This window comes from Parvularcula marina (assembly GCF_003399445.1).
GTDB lineage: Bacteria > Pseudomonadota > Alphaproteobacteria > Caulobacterales > Parvularculaceae > Parvularcula > Parvularcula marina.
Genome location: NZ_QUQO01000001.1, coordinates 2692841 through 2711936 on the forward strand (window position 1 = coordinate 2692841; position 19096 = coordinate 2711936).

Annotated in this window: 18 protein-coding genes; 9 read left to right on the plus strand and 9 right to left on the minus strand. The window is 59.6% G+C overall.

Features of this window, described 5'->3' with window-relative positions; all coding sequences use genetic code 11:
- Positions 1–6: 6 nt before the first annotated feature.
- From DX908_RS12975 to cysK, 5 genes are all read right to left on the minus strand, one after another.
- Positions 7–2178 carry a TonB-dependent receptor gene (locus DX908_RS12975; protein WP_116392730.1) on the minus strand — a complete coding sequence of 724 codons (2172 nt, stop codon included), beginning with the start codon at positions 2176–2178 and terminating at the stop codon, positions 7–9.
- 112 nt (positions 2179–2290) lie between these two features.
- Positions 2291–2911, minus strand: a complete 621-nt coding sequence (locus DX908_RS12980; protein ID WP_116392731.1) for a glutathione S-transferase family protein — start codon at positions 2909–2911, stop codon at positions 2291–2293.
- A gap of 22 nt (positions 2912–2933) precedes the next feature.
- Complete coding sequence (locus DX908_RS12985; protein ID WP_116392732.1) at positions 2934–4790, minus strand: DUF885 domain-containing protein; 1857 nt, start codon at positions 4788–4790, stop codon at positions 2934–2936.
- 76 nt (positions 4791–4866) lie between these two features.
- Positions 4867–6153, minus strand: a complete 1287-nt coding sequence (locus DX908_RS12990; RefSeq protein WP_158548770.1) for a serine hydrolase domain-containing protein — start codon at positions 6151–6153, stop codon at positions 4867–4869.
- Positions 6154–6212: 59 nt separating this feature from the next.
- Positions 6213–7250, minus strand: coding sequence for a cysteine synthase A (cysK, locus tag DX908_RS12995; protein ID WP_116392734.1), 1038 nt, complete (start codon positions 7248–7250; stop codon positions 6213–6215).
- A 173-nt stretch (positions 7251–7423) separates the two neighbouring features.
- Between cysK and DX908_RS13000 the strand changes: the two genes are divergently transcribed.
- Positions 7424–8644, plus strand: a complete 1221-nt coding sequence (locus DX908_RS13000) for a DUF547 domain-containing protein (RefSeq protein WP_116392735.1) — start codon at positions 7424–7426, stop codon at positions 8642–8644.
- Positions 8645–8720: 76 nt separating this feature from the next.
- Here the strand turns inward: DX908_RS13000 and secA are convergent, their stop codons facing one another.
- The gene (gene secA / locus DX908_RS13005) at positions 8721–11687 is read right to left on the minus strand and encodes a preprotein translocase subunit SecA (RefSeq protein WP_116392736.1); all 2967 of its coding nucleotides are present in this window, start codon (positions 11685–11687) and stop codon (positions 8721–8723) included.
- Positions 11688–11876: 189 nt separating this feature from the next.
- Between secA and DX908_RS13010 the strand changes: the two genes are divergently transcribed.
- The 4 genes from DX908_RS13010 (at position 11877) to DX908_RS13025 (ending at position 14183) form a co-directional block, all read left to right on the plus strand.
- Positions 11877–12878, plus strand: coding sequence for a peptidylprolyl isomerase (locus DX908_RS13010; RefSeq protein WP_116392737.1), 1002 nt, complete (start codon positions 11877–11879; stop codon positions 12876–12878).
- 72 nt (positions 12879–12950) lie between these two features.
- Positions 12951–13355 carry a (deoxy)nucleoside triphosphate pyrophosphohydrolase gene (locus DX908_RS13015; protein ID WP_116392738.1) on the plus strand — a complete coding sequence of 135 codons (405 nt, stop codon included), beginning with the start codon at positions 12951–12953 and terminating at the stop codon, positions 13353–13355.
- 24 nt (positions 13356–13379) lie between these two features.
- Positions 13380–13592: a Flp family type IVb pilin gene (locus DX908_RS13020; protein WP_233508694.1), complete on the plus strand. Its 213-nt coding sequence runs from the start codon at positions 13380–13382 to the stop codon at positions 13590–13592.
- 159 nt (positions 13593–13751) lie between these two features.
- Complete coding sequence (locus tag DX908_RS13025) at positions 13752–14183, plus strand: hypothetical protein (protein WP_116392739.1); 432 nt, start codon at positions 13752–13754, stop codon at positions 14181–14183.
- Between the two features lie 9 nt (positions 14184–14192).
- Here the strand turns inward: DX908_RS13025 and DX908_RS13030 are convergent, their stop codons facing one another.
- Positions 14193–15074, minus strand: a complete 882-nt coding sequence (locus DX908_RS13030; RefSeq protein ID WP_116392740.1) for a methyltransferase domain-containing protein — start codon at positions 15072–15074, stop codon at positions 14193–14195.
- Positions 15075–15156: 82 nt separating this feature from the next.
- Here DX908_RS13030 and DX908_RS13035 point away from each other — a divergent pair, with 82 nt between their 5' ends.
- The 4 genes from DX908_RS13035 to DX908_RS13050 are packed head-to-tail and all read left to right on the plus strand — an operon-like array spanning position 15157 to position 17456.
- The gene (locus DX908_RS13035) at positions 15157–15885 is read left to right on the plus strand and encodes a ComF family protein (RefSeq protein ID WP_158548772.1); all 729 of its coding nucleotides are present in this window, start codon (positions 15157–15159) and stop codon (positions 15883–15885) included.
- A 25-nt stretch (positions 15886–15910) separates the two neighbouring features.
- Entirely contained in the window at positions 15911–16168 is a 258-nt protein-coding gene (gene grxC, locus DX908_RS13040) for a glutaredoxin 3 (protein WP_116392742.1), read from the plus strand.
- Positions 16168–17007 (plus strand): carbon-nitrogen hydrolase family protein, encoded by an 840-nt coding sequence (locus DX908_RS13045; RefSeq protein WP_116392743.1) that lies wholly within the window; start codon positions 16168–16170, stop codon positions 17005–17007. Before grxC ends, DX908_RS13045 begins: the two co-directional genes overlap by 1 nt.
- Entirely contained in the window at positions 17004–17456 is a 453-nt protein-coding gene (locus DX908_RS13050) for a DUF1178 family protein (RefSeq protein ID WP_116392744.1), read from the plus strand. The genes DX908_RS13045 and DX908_RS13050 overlap by 4 nt, the downstream gene beginning before the upstream one ends.
- Here the strand turns inward: DX908_RS13050 and DX908_RS13055 are convergent.
- Both DX908_RS13055 and aroC read right to left on the minus strand, forming a co-directional pair.
- On the minus strand, positions 17453–17962 hold the full coding sequence (locus DX908_RS13055; RefSeq protein ID WP_199564712.1) for a GNAT family N-acetyltransferase: 510 nt from the start codon (positions 17960–17962) through the stop codon (positions 17453–17455). The genes DX908_RS13050 and DX908_RS13055 overlap by 4 nt on opposite strands.
- Entirely contained in the window at positions 17959–19089 is a 1131-nt protein-coding gene (gene aroC, locus DX908_RS13060; RefSeq protein WP_116392746.1) for a chorismate synthase, read from the minus strand. Before aroC ends, DX908_RS13055 begins: the two co-directional genes overlap by 4 nt.
- Positions 19090–19096: the final 7 nt, after the last annotated feature.

Genomic DNA, 19096 nt, shown 5'->3' on the forward strand with positions numbered 1-19096 from the left:
TGATTGTTAAAGGTCAGCTGAAAGTGACAGGATGAAAGTACGCGGCGAACCCTGAACAAGGTAGTTCGCCCCCGGAAAACCGCCCGTTGAGGCCCAATAGGCTTCATCGGTCACATTCTGGATTCGCGCCCGGAGGGTGAGGTCCTGCGACTGGGTGGGCAGCTTGTAGGACGCCCCCATATCAAGGCGGGTCCAGCTGTCGAGGGTCGTCGTATTTGCGGCATCAACATATTGCTCGCCAGTGAAGACGATGCGGCCATCAATGCTGAGGCCTGTGACAGCAGCTACATCATAGGTCGCGTTAACATTGGCCTGGAATTCCGGCACGCCGATCGGCTGGTTACCTTCATTGACGCCGCCTTGAGTGCGCGAAAGTTCCGCATCAAGCCAGGTCATGCCGCCAAGGAGGCGGAAGCCTTCGGCCGGTTTACCGAACACCGTGAGTTCAAGCCCGGTCGTCTCCTGCTCACCAGAATCGGTGAAGACCTGGTCGACGACGATCGCATTGGGCTGCGAGAGATTAAAGACGCTCAGCACCCCACCGAAACTGCCTGCATCATATTTGATGCCGGCTTCGATCTGCTCACCGCGATAGGGTTCCAGTACCTCACCCGCATTGTTGATCGGTGTGCCGCCGCTGGTTGCCGGGGCAATCGCGCCCGGTTGCAGGCTTTCCGCATAATTGGCGTAGATCGAGATCGACGCTTGCGGTTTATAGACAACACCAAAGACGGGCGTGACTGCGCTGTCGGAATAACGCGAAAGCTCATCACCCGTATTATAATCAAAGGATGCCGTTTCGATATCCTGATGGCGAAGGCCAACCGTGGCCAGCAATTTGCCGTCAAGGAATGACATCATGTCGGCAATCGCGATGCTTGAATTCTCGACTTCTTCTGTCTTGCCCGGGTCACCAAGATCACCGCCGACAAAGAAATCAGCTGCGGGAGGCGTCACGGCCATGGGCTCGTAGAGGTCACCTGCAAAACCGGCAAAGCTGGAGAACGCATAGGCGTTACGGGATTCAAGATTGATCGCCGAGGCCGACACCGTCAGACGGTGCCCGATGCTGCCTGTTGCGAATTCCGCACGGAAGCCTGTGTCAGCGGAGAGGATTTCATCCTCACGCGTATTGTCGAAGCGGTAAGCGCTGGTCGTCCCATCGGCGGCGGCACTCGGATTGGCAAGGACGTTGGCTTCCTCGCCGTAACGGCCGCCGACAGCGACCCAGGCCGTAATCAGGTCCGTGACATCAAATTCGCCGCGGATAACGCCAAAGACCTGCTCTTCATCCGTATAGGTCCAAGGCTGGGCATAATTGTCAGAAGAGTCCGGCACAGAAGGCACATCACCGAGGGGCGTGACCTGCGGGCGTGGCGCGTCAATCCGGTGATCCTGATAGCCAAGATCGGCGGAGAAACGCAGCCGGTCACCCCGGTAATCCGTGCCGATGGACAGGACCGTCAGTTCACGTTCCTGATCTTCGATAGAAGTTTCACCGTCACGGCGCACCGCATTAAAGCGTACGCCAAAATCATTTCCGTCGCCGAACCGGCGGGCAATGTCTGCGGCGCCATAGAACTGGCCGGCATTCTCATAGCCGAGTGTCAGCCGGGTCAGCGGTTCGGCAGTTGCCCGTTTGGGGACAAGGTTGAAGGCCCCGCCGACGGCACTGCCGCCTGGCGCCGCGCCATTGAGGAATGAGTTGGCGCCGCGGAAGACCTCAACACGTTCAACCAGTTCAGCGGCAACAAACTGGCGCGGCAGAATGCCGTATACGCCATTATAGGTCATGTCGTCGGAATAAACCGGGAAACCGCGCACGACGTAGAGTTCCTGGAAATTCCCGAAGCCTTTGGCGACGCGCACACCCGGATCATTCTGAAGCACGTCGCCGACGCTGGTGGACTGCTGCTCGCGGATCAATTGCTCCGTATAGGCAAGGCCTGAAAAGGGGGCATCCATGTAATCGAGATTGCCAAGCAGACCCGCGCGGCCGCCACGAGCAACCTGCTCGCCGTCAAAGGCGGGGCTGAGATCGACCTGCGAGCCGCCTTTGACGACGATGACATCGTCCGTTTCGGCGGTTTCCTGAGCGGTGGCGGGGAGGGCGGTTGCGAGAGCGATGACCGCGCTGGCAGAGAACAGAGACTTAAACACTGGCAGGCAAACCTTCATTTCGAATGAGAATGCGAGCTATTCGCAGAAAAGCGATTCAGAAACAAGTGCGCCAGTGTGACACGCCCATGGAAATGTCAGATTGGCATCAAATCATTGATTACATTAGGGATCAGGGGAGGTCGCTGGCTACCCGTTCGTTGAACCAGCGCCGTTCGCCCAAACGCTCAAGATAAGCATCGAGTGCGGGGAAATCGGGTTTGTCGATCGGGGTGCGCTGCCAGCGAAGAACGCTGAGCCCGATCGGGATATCCGCCAGCGTGAAAGTGGGCCCGGCGATGAAGGCACCGGTTTTCTCAAGCTGCGCCCCGGCGATCTGCATCTTCTGCGTCCAGCGCAGGCGGGAGTCCTCGATCTGGCCCTCATCGGTGAAGCCCGGGAATTTCCGTACCAGTGCGCCGAAAGCATATCGGAACGCCGGGTTGAGATCCGCCGCCTGCCAGTCAATCCACTGGTCGATCATGGCGCGGGATGCCGGGGCGGAGGGGTAGAGATCGCTTGCCTGCCGATTGGCCAGATAGCGAATGATCGAGTTTGATTCCCACAGGACGAACCCGTCATCATCGATGACGGGGACGGTCGCGTTCGGGTTCAGCGCCAGATATTCAGCCGCCTTGGGATCGCGATAGGGCATGCCCCAATCCACACGCTCGAACTCGATGCCCATTTCGTCACAGGCCCACAGGACCTTGGCGACATTGATCGACTCGGCCTTGCCGAGAATCTTCAGCATGTCTCTATCCCGATCTCAGCTGTTATTCCGCCTTCTGACGGGCGACCCACGCATCAATCTGACCTTCGAGCACCGAAAGGGGCAGGGGGCCAGCGGCGAGGACCGTGTCGTGGAAACCGCGAATGTCGAAATCATCGCCGAGTTCGGCCTTTGCGGCTTCGCGCAGTTCGAGAATGCGCAGCATACCGATCTTGTAGGCTGTTGCCTGACCTGGATAGACGATATAACGCTCAATCGCTTTTACCGTATCGCCATCAGGGTTCGGTGTGTTCTCCTGCAGATAGTCAATTGCTTCCTGCATCTCCCAGCCTTTGGCGTGAAGACCTGTGTCAACGACAAGGCGCGCGGCGCGCCACAGCTCCATCGCCAATCGGCCGAAATCCGAATAGGGATCTTCGTAAAAGCCGATCTCTTTGGGCAGGAGTTCTGAGTAGAGGCCCCAGCCTTCCGTATAGGCTGTATAGCCGCCAAAGCGGCGGAAAAGCGGTAGGCCATCCTGCTCGATCTGCAGCGCGCGCTGCATGTGGTGGCCGGGGATCGCCTCATGATAGACCAGCGCTTCGAGCTGGTAGGTCGGCATGTCCTCCATCTTCGCAAGGTTTGCGTAGAAGATGCCGGGACGTGAGCCATCAGGGGCAGGTTGGTTATAAAAAGCCTTGCCGGCGGCGCGTTCGCGATAAGGCTCGACGCGGCGGACCTCGACCGGGGCTGCCGGTATCAGACCGAACTGCTCGGGCAATTTCACTTTCATGCCGACAATATAGTCGCGCGCGAGTTCGAGATAGGCTTCACGCCCTTCATCCGTATTCGGCAGATAAAACTGCTCGTCTTCGCGCATGAAGTCGAAGAATTCCTGAAGCGTCCCTTCAAAGCCGACCTGCGCCATGATCGCGCGCATCTCATCCTGAATGCGGGCAACCTCGGCGAGCCCAAGCTGGTGGATTTCCTCCGCCGTCAGATCTGTCGTCGTGTAATTGGACAACAGTGCATTGTAATAAGCCTCGCCGTCCTGGAACCGGCCGACCCCGTAATTGCCGTCAACGACATCGGCATCCCCCATCGTCTCAACGCGGGTCGAAAAATCTTCATAGGCCGCCGCGAATGGCCCTTCGATCAGTTCAAGCAGATCGAGTTCGAGCTGGTCTTTCTCAGCAACAGGGGCGTCCAGCGCCTCCATTTTTTTCGAGAAATCCTCAAGGATGGCCTCACCGTCGGCAATCGACCGCGCTGTCTCGGCGATCAGTGGATAAGAGAATTCTGGGAGCGGAAAGTCTCCGGCAATCCGGTCTTCCATCTGGGTTGCGGCCTGATCGAGCACTTCCGGCACGCCCCGGACGCGCGCGACATAGGCGACCGCATCCTCGAACGTGTCGACCTTGTGGTAGTTGGCGAGGAAGACCGGAATATTGCTGTGAATGCCGCGGAACTGGGTTAGTGAGAAACGCTGTAGGCGGAAATTGTCGAGCGCCAGCGAGTTCTCCGTGTCGTAGGTGAAAAGATCGTAATTGAGCTGGCCTTCGGGGGAGAGGGCGTCGCGGTCAAAGCTGTCCTGCATCTCTGACAGCTGGGCTTCGAGAAGCTCGCGCTGACGTTCGTCGGATTCATCCGTTCGTTCGTCCCATTTGTCGGTATTGGTCTTGCGCCCCAGATAGGTCTGGAATTCCGGGCTGAGGGCCAGTTGCTCTTCGAATTTCGCATCAAGGAAAGTCGCGAGCCGCGCGTCTTCTTCGGCCATAGCGGCCATATCTTCAGCGCTTGGCGCTTGGGTCGAGGAGGTCTCGGCGGGCACCGGGGCCGCAGGTTTGTCCTCGGCCTCTTTATCTCCCGAACAGGCAACGAGAAGGGCCGCAGCAGCGGCAGAAAGAAGAAGTCGTGTCATCAGGGCCTCCGGGCAAATCTGCCCGGAAGGTGCCAAGCCTCACCGCGCCTGTCCAGTCAGGCCGGACAGTCCTGCCTTAATCGACAATGCCTTTGTTGCGGACATTATAGACTGCATCGCGATAGAGTTTGTGAACTTCGCCATTGAACGGAATGCTCTGGACAAAGAACACCGCGGTCAGGTCATTCTCAGGATCGACCCAGAACATGGTGCTGGCATAGCCATCCCAGAAATACTCGCCGACAAAGCCGTAATTCTCATTCTCATCGACCGGCGGGGCGGTGCGTACGGCAAAATCGATGCCGAAGCCGACTTGTCCCTTGCTCGGCAGCCACAGGCGCTCGGTGATCTCCTCATCAAGATAGTTCGTGCGCATCAGCTTGACGGTCTCGGGCTCCAGAATTTTGACGTCGCCGAACGCGCCGTCATTCAGCAGCATCCGGGTGAACTTGGCATAATCATCAAGCGTGGAGGTCAGGCCGAACGTACCGGGGCGGAGGGGCCATTTGTTGTAGTTGAACGCATAGGCCTGCTCATCAGGCTGGCGGGTGAGGGAGCCATCTTCCTCGGTGATATACATGGCCGCCATGCGGTCACGGCGCTCTTCGGGCACGTAATAGGCCGTCTCCGTCATGCCGAGCGGATCAAGTACCGTCTGCTGAATATAATTCTCGAACGCCATGCCAGAGAGACGCTCGACCATCAGGGCCTGAATATCGACGGCCAGTGAATACTCCCATTGCTCACCGGGGTGATAGAGAAGGGGGAGCTTGCCCAGCGCCTCGGCCTCATCGGCCAGCGTGCCTTCCCAGTTGAGCGGATTGGCTGCCGCATAGGCCTGGCCGAGCGGCGTTTCGTTGGCGTCTCCGATGAAGCCTGCCGTATGCCGAAGAAAATCCATCACGATCGGCTGGCGGCGGGCAGGCTCGGTGAGGAGGTTTCCTTCCTCATCGACGCCCGAATAGACGGCCATGTCGCTCAGTTCGGGGACATATTTTGTAATCGGATCATCGAGCGCGAATTTGCCTTCCTCATAGAGCGTCATGAGGGCGACCCCGGCAACTGGCTTGGTCATCGAGAAGATCTGCACGACCGTATCGCGTGCCATCGGCTTTTCGGCTTCACGGTCCGCCATGCCATGCGCGCCGAAAAAGACTTCCTCGCCATCCTCGAAGATGAGGGCTGCTACACCGGCGACGCGGCCATCGGCCACCATGTCGGCTAGCGCCGCATCAACAACATCCGGTTGGACGATGCCGTCAGAGGCCATTTCCGTCGCGGGATCGGCCGTCCCTGCGGGCTCATCCCCGCCCGAACAGGCGGTCAGCATAAGGGCGGCGGCAAGGCCAAAGCGGGTGATCATGTGAGCGCTCCCATTTTTCTTTGAGCCTGCCAAGCCTCGTCGCATTAGTCCAGCCGGGCCTATTGGGCGGCGAGGTCGGCTTCTTCGTCATCCATTTCGGCTGGAATGCTCTCAAACAGCGGGGTCGACATATACCGCTCAGCTGTGTCGGGCAGCATGCAGAGGATGACGGTGCCCTTCTCGGCCTTCTCGGCGATCTGCCGGGCCACAGCAAAGGTCGAGCCGCCCGAAATGCCGGTCATGATGCCTTCCTTGGCAGCAAGCTCCCGTGCCCATTTGATGCCTTCGGGCCCAGCAACGGGCAGAATTTCATCATAATATTGATTGTCGATGGATTCCTGAATGACGAGCGGGATGAAATCCGGGCTCCAGCCTTGAATGGGGTGGGGCTCCCATGCGGGGTGACTGGATGCTGCTGCGCCATCTTCGCGCCGCTCCTGCGGGGTGCCGCTGGAGACCATCGCGGCATTGGCGGGCTCACTCAGGATGATTTTCGTGTCGGGCCGTTCACGGCGCAGGACACGGGCAACCCCGGTGACCGTGCCGCCAGTGCCAAAGCCAGTGACCCAGTAATCAAGCTTCTGTCCGGCAAAGTCTGCGATAATCTCCGGACCCGTCGTTTTCTCGTGAATATCAGCATTGGCCTCGGTTTCGAACTGCCGAGCGAGGAACCAGCCATTCTTTTCGGCCAGCTCGCGAGCCTTTCTCACCATGCCTGTGCCCTTTTCTTCCTTGGGCGTCAGGACAACCTTGGCCCCCAGATAGCGCATCAGCTTGCGGCGCTCGACGGAGAAGCTTTCGGCCATGGTGCAGACAAAGGGATACCCTTTCGCGGCGCAGACCATGGCAAGGCCGATCCCTGTGTTCCCGGATGTTGCCTCAACAACAGTCTGGCCGGGTTTCAGCTCGCCTGATTTCTCGGCATCCTCGATGATGCTCATCGCCAGCCGGTCTTTCACGCTGGCGCCCGGATTGAAAAATTCCGCCTTGACGTAGATCGTCACACCATCGGGAGCCAATTGGTTGATCCGTATACAGGGCGTGTTGCCGATCGTGCTGATAATATCGGGATGCAGATAAGCGTCGGTGGCGGACATGAGATAACCCTCCGTAACAGATGAGGCCGTCATTTGGGCATAGTGGGGAGGCAAATCCAGCATGCGTCGCAGCAGGATTGGCCTACTTTTGCTAAGGGCTTGGTCTTGCACCTGCTTCGCGCCTCAATTATCGTTAGCCGATAAAGGTTTGCACACCGGAATTGGGGTTTTTGATGTTTGATTTCCGTTCTCCCGCCTTGCGCGGGGTTTCACTGCTCGCGATCGCAGCGGCTGCGCTGGCAGCCTGTGAAACCACGTCTTCGGGCGACACTGCCGCGACCGCAGAGGTCGATGTCGCACCCGACAGTGTCGGGGATGGAGGGGCGTCTGAATCTTTCTATCCGCTGACGCTGGGTGAGGCAGGCGTCTTTGCCGCCTTTGAACCTGCGCCAAACGGCCGGACGACCAATATCGATTATGAGGTGATCAGCGAGGCGCTGGAAATCATCGTCTTTGATACAGGTCCCTCAACCCGTATCCGGGCGCGTGACCGTCAGGGGACACGGGCCGGCTCGCGGATCGTCAAAGGACACAATTCGCCATATCGGCTGGAAGGCAACAAGATCTTCCTGTCGCAATTCGATGATGAAAGCGGCAACTCGTTCCGTGAGTATGCGGAGAACCTCGTCGATATCGGTAACAAGATCGATATCACGACGCTGCCGCGCAATGAGCAGCTCGCCTACTGGTTCAACCTGCACAATATGTGGGTCATCGCCATTCTGGCTGATGAATATCCGGTCCGGTACCCGGAGCGGATCAAGATCGATGGGGCGCTCTTCCACGACGCCAAGATCATGAACATCAGCGGTGTAGATCTGTCGCTTTCCGACATCCGCACCAACATCGTCTATCGTTACTGGGATGATCCGCGCGTCATGTACGGCTTCTTCCATGGCGATCTGGGCAGCCCAAGCATCGATGACGAGGCCTATACGTCAGAGAATATCAACCGCATCCTTGACCGGAATGCGCGGGAATTTGTGAATGCGCTTCGCGGGGTCCAGCGGGGCCGGAGCAAGGTCTATATCTCCAAGCTCTATTATGAAGCGCGGGCCGGGCTCTTCCCGAACTGGCCAGTTGATCTGCTCGCCCATCTTGAGAACTTCGCTGATGAAGAGGTCAGCATGATCCTTCTGGAGAATGGCGCGAATTTCGAGGCCATGAAGTATCCGAACCGGACGGCTGACATGGTCGGCGGTGATCCGAGCCCGGACATCAATGCGGGTCCGTCGGGCAGCTCTACGCCACCGCAGCTCGTCGAAATGGTCCAGGAAGTCCGTGAGAAATATGTCGAGCTGCGCCGTCAAGGCCGCATCGGCGGCGCGCGCGTCATCATCATTGACGAGCCGACCGAAGATCAGGGCCCGCCGCCGGATGAGACTATCGACTGATCCGCAACAGGATCATCCAATGCGAAAAGGGCCGCTCATCGAGCGGCCCTTTTTTATTCCGTAATCGGCAAGAAGCTTACTCCGCTGCGACGCGTTTGGGATCGCCGTGACAGTGCTTGTATTTCTTGCCCGAACCGCAGGGGCAGGGCGCGTTGCGGCTGACGCGGGACCAGGTCGAGGGATCATCAGCGCTGACCTCGCGAGCCATCCGGCGGGCACGCATGCTCGAATGGCCGACTGCCTGACCGTAGGAGCGGTAGGGCGCTTCCGGGCCGCCATGACCGGCGTCATTCTCGCCGGTCGTTGCATCGATATGGCTTTCGCGCATCTGGGCCGGATCAAGCTTGCCTTGTGCCTTGAGTGCTTCGAGGAGGCGCTTGGCCTCATCGACATTGATCTGGTTCGGCGTGCCGACCTGTCCAGTCTGTTCTTCGGGCTGGCGCAGGCGGACATGGAACAGGCTGCGGGTCACATCGCGGCGCAGGCCATTGAGAAGCTCGGAGAAGAGCGCAAAGGCTTCGGTCTTGAACTCGTGCAGCGGGTCGCGCTGACCCATGCCGCGAAGGCCGACGACCGAGCGGAGGTGATCGAGCATCTGAAGGTGCTCGCGCCAGTTGGTGTCGATCGTCCGCAGGAGGAGCTCTTTTTCGATCTGCTTGGCTATATCGTCGCCAAAGTCATGGGCTTTGGCCTGCCACGCCTTGTCGGTGATTTCTATGATGCGCTCTTCGATCTCACTATCAGCGACACCTTCCTCGGCGGCCCATTCGGGGATTTTGAGGTCGAGGCCGAAGACTTCGATAATTTCCTGACGCAGGCCTTCCGCATCCCATTGCTCGGCATAGGATTTGGGCGGGATATAGGTCACGACGAGATCTTCGATCAGGGTGCGGCGCATATCAGCGACGATCTCGCTGACATCTTCTGCGCTCATGAATTCGATCCGCTGCTCGAAGATGGCTTTGCGCTGATCGTTCATGACGTCGTCATATTTGAGGACGTTTTTCCGCATGTCAAAGTTGCGCTGCTCGATCTTCTTCTGCGCGTTCTCGACGGCCTTGGTGAACCAGGGGTGCTCGATCGATTCATCTTCGCGGATGCCAAAGCGCTTGAGCATTTTTTCCATGCCCGAGCCGAAGATCCGCATCAGGTCGTCTTCGAGCGAAAGGAAGAATTTCGTCGTGCCCGGATCGCCCTGACGGCCTGACCGGCCTCGCAGCTGGTTGTCGATCCGGCGGCTTTCGTGACGCTCTGTCGCCAGAACATAAAGCCCGCCGGCGGCAAGCGCTGTTGCTTTCTGGTCAGCGACTTTGATTTCGATTTCCCGGCGTTTGCTGGCGATCGTATCGGCGTCATCCTCTTCGGAAAGCTGCGTCATGATCTCCATATCGACGGAGCCGCCGAGCTGGATGTCGGTACCGCGGCCAGCCATGTTGGTCGCAATCGTCACAGCGCCGGGGACACCGGCCTGCGCGACGATCTCGGCTTCCTGTTCGTGGAAGCGGGCGTTCAGCACGTTGTGCGGCACCGGGATTGGTTTGCGCGACATCGCCTCAAGATCGCTGGCCTGCTTTTGCAGATGAGCGATCTCGTCGTCATTCTTGCCTTCCTTCAATTCTTTGGCGCGTGCACGGAGGATTTCCGCCGTCTCGCGCCAGAATTTCTTGTCGGTCAGCAGGTTTGAGAGATATTCCGATTTCTCGATCGACACTGTGCCGACGAGCACCGGCTGGCCGCGCATGTGGCAATCGGCGATCTGGGCGGCGATGGCGCGGTATTTCTCCTTCGCCGTCATGTAGAGCTCGTCATCGAGGTCTTCGCGGGCGATCGGCTTGTTGGTCGGCACCTCAAAGACGGATAGCTCGTAGATGTCCTGGAATTCGCCTTCTTCGGTCAAGGCCGTCCCGGTCATGCCGGAGAGTTTATCGTAAAGGCGGAAATAGTTTTGGAAGGTGATCGAGGCGAGGGTCACGTTTTCCGGCTGGATACGGACATTTTCCTTCGCTTCGACGGCCTGGTGCAGGCCATCTGACCAGCGACGGCCATCCATCATCCGGCCAGTGAATTCATCGATGATGACGACCTTGCCGTCCTTGACGATGTAGTCCTTGTCCCGCTGGAACATCTTGTGCGCGCGCAGCGCATTCTGGATGTGGTGAACGACAGAGACGTTGGCCGCTTCGTAAAGCTGCTCGCCTTCGAGCATGTCCCGTTCACGGAGCATATCCTCGAGGGCTTCGTTGCCCTCTTCGGTCAGATCGACGCGGCGCTGCTTCTCGTCGATCTCGTAATGCTCTTCGGTGAGCTGGGGGATCAGCTCGTTGATCGTGTTGTAAAGCTCAGATTTGTCTTCGGTCGGTCCGGAGATAATCAGTGGGGTCCGGGCTTCGTCGATCAGGATCGAGTCGACCTCATCAACGATCGCAAAGTGGTGGCCGCGCTGGACCATCTCTTCGATCCGCTGCTTCATGTTGTCACGAAGATAGTCGAAACCCAGCTCGTTGTTCGTCGCGTAAGTGATGTCGCAGGCATAGGCTTCGCGCCGCTCATCATCATTCAGCCCATGGACGATCGCGCCGACCGTCATGCCAAGCGCATTGTAGACCTTCGCCATCCATTCGGAGTCCCGCTTGGCGAGATAGTCGTTGACGGTAACGACATGGACGCCCTTGCCGGTCAGCGCGTTCAGATAGGCGGGGAGGGTCGCAACGAGTGTTTTACCTTCACCGGTCTTCATCTCAGCGATGTCGCCGCCGTGAATGACCATGCCGCCGGCGAACTGAACATCATAAGGGCGCAGGCCGAGCGCACGGGTCGCAGCCTCACGAACGAGAGCAAAGGCTTCGGGCAGGAGGTGGTCGAGCGATTCACCATTCTGGTAGCGGGTCTTGAATTCCTCGGTCTTGGCCTTGATTCCGTCATCGGAAAGGGCCGCCATTTCCTCAGCCAGATCACCAATTCCTTCCGCTTTTTTCATCAGCGGCTTCATCCGCCTTTCATTGGCGGAACCGAATAGGCGGGCGGCGAGGGACTTTTTGGCCATTGGCGAGGTGCTCACGAGGTTTGTTTTTGCGGTTTTTCCGCGGGGCGCACAGAGAGGCGAGACGCGGCGGCATGCCTGAACTTGTCTGATGCGGCAAATAAGAAAGCGCCGGTTGAGTGTCAAATCGCGCCGTTACCTTAACAAGTCTCGCCATTGACTCTTGGGCCCGAAACTCAAAATCGTGTCCCGATGAAAAAGCGACCGTCAATCTGGACCCGGTCGGGTGTTGGCCCGGTTCTAGGCTATTGTGGCCTCATCACCCATAGAGCTGTGGGCTCTGTGGGCCTGCGCGACCTTGTTCTGGGCGCAGGGGCCATGGCGCTCGTCCTGACGGCAGCAGAGAAGGCCGTTGATGGTCCTCTAGCTGCGCCGGCCCCGAATCCGGTGCTTGAGGCGCGAGATCCGGTCCTGATCGCGGTGGGGACGACCCCGATTCGGCTTTCGGATGCGCGGGCGCAGGCGGTCATCTCACAAGTTTCCGATGCTGAAGAGCTGCCGGCGCCGGATCTTTTCCAGACAGGTCTTGTCGGCGAAGCGGCCGATCAGGTGGCCCTCGCCAAGCTCGCCGAGGCGAGAGGGCTTGAGGATGCGCTAGAGGTCCGGGCTCAGCTCGCGCTTGCGCGCCGTCGTATCCTGTCTAGCGCGCTGCTTGATCTCGCGGTCAATCGTGAGGTCACCGAAGATCAGGTTCGCGCCGTCTATGACGCCGAAGTGGCTGCTGCCGCCGCTGATCAGACCCTGATCCTTCGCCGGATACAGGTCTCCAGCATGACCGAGGCCGAAGACATTCTCACCCGCCTTGGGAACGGGGCGAGCTTCTCTGAAATGGCCCGCCGCCGCTCGCTCGATATGTCGACCCGCAATCAGGGCGGTGATCTGGGCAAGGTGCGCCTCAGCGACCTGCCGCCCTCCATTGCTGACGTTCTTTATGACCTGCCGGTCGGGGATGTCTCGATCCCGGTCGAGGGGCAGGAGGGCTGGTATCTCCTGACGGTCGATGCCCGTTCAGAGGTGCGCCTGCCACCATTCGAGGATGTTCAGGAAAACATTGAACGGCGTCTGCGCGATGAGGTCGTCACCAAGACCATCGCCGAAGCTCGCGCCGCTGTACCGATCCGCATGGCGGGCAACGGCCTAGATGCCGGCCCATTGCCGCTGATGTCGCTCCAGTCCGCTGGGCGCACCTGGTAAAAGGGTGGCAAAAATTCCACCGACGCTTTTAGAAGCGTATTCATCATTCTTCGCTATTCCGAGGTCCCTGAAATGGGTGAGTGCGTGATCGTTTCTGCCGTGGGGCTCATCGATCGCGATGGAAGGGTGCTTCTGACGACGCGCCCGGAAGGCAAGGATTATGCGGGGTTCTGGGAATTTCCTGGCGGCAAGATCGAGGACGGTGAACGCGCCGAAAGCGCGCTTGTCCGCGAATTGCGCGAAGAACTCGGCATCCGAACTGAAGAAAGCTGCCTTGCGCCTTTCAGCTTTGGTACCGACAGTGACACCGGTCTCCTCCTGCTCCTTTTTCTCTGCCGTAAATGGGATGGCGCAGCCCAAGGACTTGAAGGACAGGAGCTCAAATGGGTCGCTCCTTCTGAACTCCTCGCGCATGACATGCCGCCCATCGACCGGCCGCTCGCCGCGCAACTCAGGGATTTTCTCTCTGGCCTTTAGCGGCCATCTGAAGTGGGGCCGGGCATGATGTCTTCGTTCAAAAAGACCGGCATCCGTTTTCTCAATGACGAAACCGGCGCGACGGCCATCGAATATGGCCTCATCGTCGCGCTGATTTCACTTGGGCTTTTGCTGCTCGTGAATGGCGTCACGGCGGACAATATCAGCGCGACGTTCAACAAGGCCGCTGATGGGATCCGCGACGGCAAGTTCGACGACGGCAATACGTCTTCCTGACGCCGCGCCGGCGATTTTATCTCTCTGGATTGAATGGCTTCGCCTCGCTTTACGCGGGCTGGAAATCAGCATACCCAACTATTGGTTGTATTTTATCTGCTGCGGCAACCAGGAAAGGTATCCGGCAAGATGAGATTTCACGCATTTCTAGGACCGCTTATGTCGCTCTGTCTCATCACCGGGATCGCCGCGGCGCAGGAAGTTGGCACAGTCGAGGCTGTTCATGGCGGTGAAGGCGAAGTCTTCGTCATGCGAGGATCGAGCTCACACATTCTCGGCAAGGGTGATGAGATCCAGCTTCACGATCGGCTTGTCATCAAAGGATCGGGCAGGGTGACGGTGAAGGCCTATGGCTGCAGCAGGACGCTGCCTGCAGGCGCCATGCTTACCGTTGATGCCTCATTCTGTACGGCAACGCCGGTCAGTCTTTCAGGCGCGGCGGTCACGACCACGACACCAGCGCTCGCTGTGCCAATCCTCGGCGGCATCACGGCGGGCAAGGTCGTTGCCGCCGGGACCATTCTCTCAACGCCTTCCATTATCAGCACGGCGGCGAGTGATGAGAATAAGGGTGAACCCGTCAGTCCATAAGGACGCGCCTTACGCTGGATCTTCAGTGCGCTCTGTCGAGGTCATGATGGCATCCCGCAATGATGCCTTGGCGCTGCCCGGCTTTAACGGCTTGGGTTGGCTCTGATGGGGCTTCCAGCCCGTCAGTGTGATGAGGTCCACTGTCGCGCGGATGCCGCCCGCCTCAGCTGGGTAGAGCTCGAGATATTTCTCAATTGTCTTGGTCAGGACATCCCGGCGGATGGCGCCTTTCGGGCCTGCGAGGAGCGCGCTGGTCTCACCTGCGCCGCGTAAGTCCTGAAAGAGCTTCGCTGGATACTCATATTCCACCGTCAGCCGCGCCACATCCGCGACAGGCAAAGCAAAGCCCGCTGCTTGCAGGAGCGCGCCGCCATCTTTCACCGCCATCATCGGCGCGACGCGGGGAGCAACGCGGCCAAGGAGTTCTGCTTCGGCGGCCTGTAATGCGATCCTCAGCTCAAAGAGGGAGCGCTCCCCCGGTAGGACCGCCACAAAGAGCCCGTCAGGCTTGAGCACCCGCCGCGTTTCAAGCAGCGCCGGCATGGGATCGTTAAGGGCATGCATCGCCATTGCCGAGACGACGAGGTCGAGGCTCTCATCTTCAAAGGGGAGATTGTCTGCCGCCGCCAATAGGTCGGCGCCGGGCAGGTCATCCGCCGTCACGGCCTCACCGATATCGGCTTTCTCGGTCAGCGCTTGGCGGACATGTTCTGCGCCCGGCCCGTAGAACAGCGCCGTCTCGAACCGCTTGAGCACGGTCTCGAGGCGGTCAACGACATCTTCGGCGGCGCGCAAATGGACAAAATCATGCGAAGGGAAATTCTTCGCAGCCCGCAGACGCTTGGCTCTACGGGCGCCATTGTGGAAAATAGCCGGTGGGGAGGGCGGCATGAAGCCTCCGGTCTGGATCGAAAATATGCGGGTTCGTGTGACGTCGCCCCTCCTCTATATGGGGAGGGCGGGTTTGGCGAGAATGACCGACCTGCTCTTTCCCCCGCAATGCCCGATCAGTGGCGCGCCGCTGCTGCGGCAAGGAACGCTATCGCCTGAGGCATGGGCACGGTTTCATCACCTCACAGCGCCATGGTGCGAGGGGTGCGGCAGTCCATTTGATGATCCTTCAAAAGGACCGCTTTGTGCGTCCTGCGCGGCGCCGAAGGGTTTTGCCGGGCGTCTGACGGGCTCGCGGAAGCTCGATAAATTGAGATCATCACTTGTCTATGACGAGAGCTGCGGCCCGCCCATCCTCGCGCTCAAATATGGCGACCGGCATGACGGCGTCGCAGCTTTCGGCGCGATGATGGGAAAGACGGCCCGCGAGCTATTGCCGGAGGTGGGGCAAGCGCTGCTCGTCCCGGTGCCGCTTCATTCCTCCCGCTTGCGCAAAAGGCGGTATAATCAGGCGGGGCTGCTGGCCGATGCCGTCGGGCGCGAGCTTGGCCTTGAAGTTGATCATCTCAGCCTTCGGCGCATCCGGCCAACGCCCAGCCAGAAAGGCGCGAGTGCTGGCCAGCGAGCGCGAAATGTCGCAGGCGCCTTTCGCGTGGCGGATGGTCCCCGGATCAGGAATACCCATATCATCCTCGTCGATGACGTGCTGACCACCGGCGCGACGCTGATCGCCTGCGCGCGGAGCCTTCGCAAGGCCGGCGCGTTATCGGTAAGTGGCTTGACCCTGGCCCGCGTGATGCGGGAAGCCTGATGAGATAAAAGAGATACGAGAGCTGATGAAACCCGTCACCATTTATACGACCATGATGTGCCCTTACTGCACGAGAGCGAAGAAGCTGCTCGAAGAGAAAGGCGCGGAATATGAAGAAATACGGGCAGGGCTGAATACCGACCTAAAGGCAGAGATGATCCAGCGTTCGGGCGGCGCCCGGACCTTCCCGCAAGTGTTCATCGGTGACACCCATGTGGGGGGCTCTGATGAACTCGCAGCCCTAGAACGAGAGGGCAAGCTCGACGCCCTTCTGGCGGATTGATGCTGCGCGCCGCCGCCATCCAGATGCGCTCGGGCGTTTCGCGCTCAGGCAATGTCGCGGCGGCGGAACGCCTGATCCGTGAAGCGGCAGGCGCGGGCGCGACCCTCATCGTTACCCCGGAAATGACCAATGTCCTTGACCGCGACAAGGAGCGCCTGTTCGGCGACCTGCCGCAGGAGGATGGCCTTTCAGAGATCACGACGTTTGCGGAGTTTTCAAAAGAGCTTGGCATGTATCTTGTTATCGGCTCTCTCGCGGTCGCGCTGCCGGACGAGGACGGCCAGCGCAAAATGGCGAACCGCTGCATGATGTTCGGGCCGAATGGCGAGATCGCCCGCTATGACAAGATCCATCTTTTTGATGTCGATCTGCCAACAGGCGAGAGCTGGCGCGAAAGCCGGATGATGAAACGCGGTGAGGAGGCCGTCCTTGCCCGGACGGATGCCGCAAGCGTCGGGCTGTCGATCTGCTATGATGTTCGCTTCCCCCATCTCTACCGGGCGCTGGCGAAAGCCGGTGCTGAGATCCTCACCATACCGGCGGCCTTCACCGTCCCGACGGGCGAGGCCCATTGGGAAGTCCTCCTCCGGGCACGAGCGATCGAGACAGGCAGTTTCGTGATCGCCGCGGCGCAGGGCGGGGCGCATGAAGACGGCCGCAGGACCTATGGTCATTCGATGATCATCGACCCCTGGGGACGCATACTGACGGAAAAATCAGATGATGAGCCCGGCGTCATTATGGCCGATCTTGATCTTGATCTCGTCCGCGATGCCCGCACCCGCATCCCCAGCCTCGCACTTGATCGCGACACGAATGTGCGCACATTAGAGGCATGATCAAATACGCTCTCAAATGCGATGACGGCCACCATTTCGAAGGCTGGTTCTCGAACAGCGCCGATTTCGATGCGCAAAAAGAGGCGGGCCAGCTTGAATGCCCGGCCTGCGGGACCTCGCATGTCTCAAAGGCGCTAATGGCCCCGGCGGTCTCAACCTCGCGCAAGGCGGAGGCGCGCAAAGAGGCCGTGATCCGCGATGCGGCGATCAGCACCTTCAACGAGGCGGCCCGGCGCGCGAAGGACTATGTCGAGAAGAATTTCGACCATGTCGGCAAGAACTTCCCCGAGGAAGCGCGCAAGATCCACTATGGCGAGGCGAAGGAACGCCCCATCTATGGCGAGGCTACACCGAAAGAGGCCAAAGAGCTGAAGGACGAAGGCGTCGAGATTGCGCCGATCCCCCAACCCGTGCCCGAACCGTCCGAGGTCAAACGAAAGCTGAACTAAAGCTGCCTCACCATGAACGCCGCCGTGTCGTCATAGCTGCGCAGCTTGGGCGTCAACGCCTCGATCACGACTTCGCCAAAACCCTGCGCGGCCCAGAAGGGGTTTGAGCCCCCAACCGCGACGAGAGAGATGTTGTCAAAGCCTTCCGAGCGGGCATGGGCTACGATTTTATCCGTGATCACCGCACCGGCACCAAGACCGCGCCCTCGTTCGAGGATCGCCAGATCATGGATATAATATGTATCCGGAGCAGATGGGATCTCGCCGAGAAGGCAATTGAGCTCCGGCGGCTTAGCATAAGCCCATGGGTGGGAGAGGATATAGCCGCAAGGCTCACCACCGGCGCTCAGCAGGTAACATCCTTGCGGATAGAGCGCCAGCCGTTCGGCGAAGATAGCGTCATCCTCAGGGTAATCCTCATGCACATTCTCTGCGAGGTTGATCATGGTCGGCAGGTCATGAGGCTGCATGGGCTGCCACGACCAGTCCTGACGCTGAGCACTCATGCCGGCCTCAGAAGCCCTGTCTGGGCGCGGTGCCGCAGCGCGTGATCGGCCAGCACCAGCGCCATCATCGCGCGGGCAACGGGCACGCCCCTGATGCCGACACACGGGTCATGACGGCCCTTGGTGACAACTTCGGTTTCTTCGCCGTCGCGCGTCACGGATTTGCGCGGGGTCAGGATCGAGGAGGTGGGTTTGATCGCCAGCCGGACAACGATGTCCTGACCGGAGGTAATGCCTCCCAAGATACCGCCATTGGTATTCTCCGGCCCCTGAGGATCAAACATCACGCCGCCATTGCCATCGGGCTTCATGCCGTCGGCATTCTCTGTCCCCGACAGTCTGGAGGCGCCAAAGCCTGCGCCGATCTCAACGCCTTTAGAGGCATTGATGGTCATCATTGCGGCGGCAAGGTCTGAATCCATCTTGCCGTAGATCGGCGCGCCGAGCCCGGCAGGCACACCGCTTGCGCGCACTTCGATGAGGGCGCCGAGCGAATTGCCGTCCTTGCGGGCCTCTTCCAGCCGGAGCGCCCAGTGCTGGGCGGCCTCGGGGTCGGGGCACCAGAAGGGATTGTCTCCGACCGTCGACCAGTCGGCGCGGGCCGGATCAATCGTGTGCGGGCCCATGCCGATCATGGCCGCCTCGATTTTCACCGTATCCTGATAAAGTTCTTCAAGAACGCGCTCGGCCACGGCGCCGGCGGCGACCCGCATCGCGGTCTCCCGTGCGCTTGAGCGTCCCCCGCCGCGATAATCGCGAAATCCGTATTTGGCGTCATAGGTGTAATCGGCGTGACCCGGACGGTATTTGTCGCGGATGTCCGAATAGTCTTTCGAGCGCTGGTCGACATTCTCGATCATTAGCGAGATCGGCGTGCCGGTCGTGCGCGGGCCGTCCGTGCGGTCGTCCTCGAAGACGCCCGACAGGATCTTCACCTGGTCAGGTTCCTGCCGCTGGGTCACGAATTTCGACGTGCCTGGGCGCCGCTGATCAAGGCGCGCCTGAATATAGCTTTCCTCAAGCCGGATACCGGGCGGGCAGCCATCGACGACGCAGCCAATGGCGGGCCCGTGGCTTTCGCCCCAGGTCGTGACACGGAAGAGATGGCCGAAAGAGTTATGAGACATAAGTTCC

Bases quoted from the DNA above. Each gene is read 5' to 3' on its own strand.
- secA (WP_116392736.1), bottom strand. From the start codon at position 11,687: ATGGCCAAAAAGTCCCTCGCCGCCCGCCTATTCGGTTCCGCCAATGAA.
- DX908_RS13035 (WP_158548772.1), top strand. From the start codon at position 15,157: ATGACCGACCTGCTCTTTCCCCCGCAATGCCCGATCAGTGGCGCGCCG.
- aroC (WP_116392746.1), bottom strand. From the start codon at position 19,089: ATGTCTCATAACTCTTTCGGCCATCTCTTCCGTGTCACGACCTGGGGC.
- DX908_RS12990 (WP_158548770.1), bottom strand. From the start codon at position 6,153: ATGATCACCCGCTTTGGCCTTGCCGCCGCCCTTATGCTGACCGCCTGT.
- DX908_RS12975 (WP_116392730.1), bottom strand. From the start codon at position 2,178: ATGAAGGTTTGCCTGCCAGTGTTTAAGTCTCTGTTCTCTGCCAGCGCG.
- grxC (WP_116392742.1), top strand. From the start codon at position 15,911: ATGAAACCCGTCACCATTTATACGACCATGATGTGCCCTTACTGCACG.
- DX908_RS13015 (WP_116392738.1), top strand. From the start codon at position 12,951: ATGGGTGAGTGCGTGATCGTTTCTGCCGTGGGGCTCATCGATCGCGAT.
- DX908_RS13030 (WP_116392740.1), bottom strand. From the start codon at position 15,074: ATGCCGCCCTCCCCACCGGCTATTTTCCACAATGGCGCCCGTAGAGCC.
- DX908_RS12980 (WP_116392731.1), bottom strand. From the start codon at position 2,911: ATGCTGAAGATTCTCGGCAAGGCCGAGTCGATCAATGTCGCCAAGGTC.
- DX908_RS13010 (WP_116392737.1), top strand. From the start codon at position 11,877: ATGAAAAAGCGACCGTCAATCTGGACCCGGTCGGGTGTTGGCCCGGTT.
- DX908_RS13020 (WP_233508694.1), top strand. From the start codon at position 13,380: ATGATGTCTTCGTTCAAAAAGACCGGCATCCGTTTTCTCAATGACGAA.
- DX908_RS12985 (WP_116392732.1), bottom strand. From the start codon at position 4,790: ATGACACGACTTCTTCTTTCTGCCGCTGCTGCGGCCCTTCTCGTTGCC.
- DX908_RS13000 (WP_116392735.1), top strand. From the start codon at position 7,424: ATGTTTGATTTCCGTTCTCCCGCCTTGCGCGGGGTTTCACTGCTCGCG.
- cysK (WP_116392734.1), bottom strand. From the start codon at position 7,250: ATGTCCGCCACCGACGCTTATCTGCATCCCGATATTATCAGCACGATC.
- DX908_RS13025 (WP_116392739.1), top strand. From the start codon at position 13,752: ATGTCGCTCTGTCTCATCACCGGGATCGCCGCGGCGCAGGAAGTTGGC.
- DX908_RS13055 (WP_199564712.1), bottom strand. From the start codon at position 17,962: ATGAGTGCTCAGCGTCAGGACTGGTCGTGGCAGCCCATGCAGCCTCAT.
- DX908_RS13050 (WP_116392744.1), top strand. From the start codon at position 17,004: ATGATCAAATACGCTCTCAAATGCGATGACGGCCACCATTTCGAAGGC.
- DX908_RS13045 (WP_116392743.1), top strand. From the start codon at position 16,168: ATGCTGCGCGCCGCCGCCATCCAGATGCGCTCGGGCGTTTCGCGCTCA.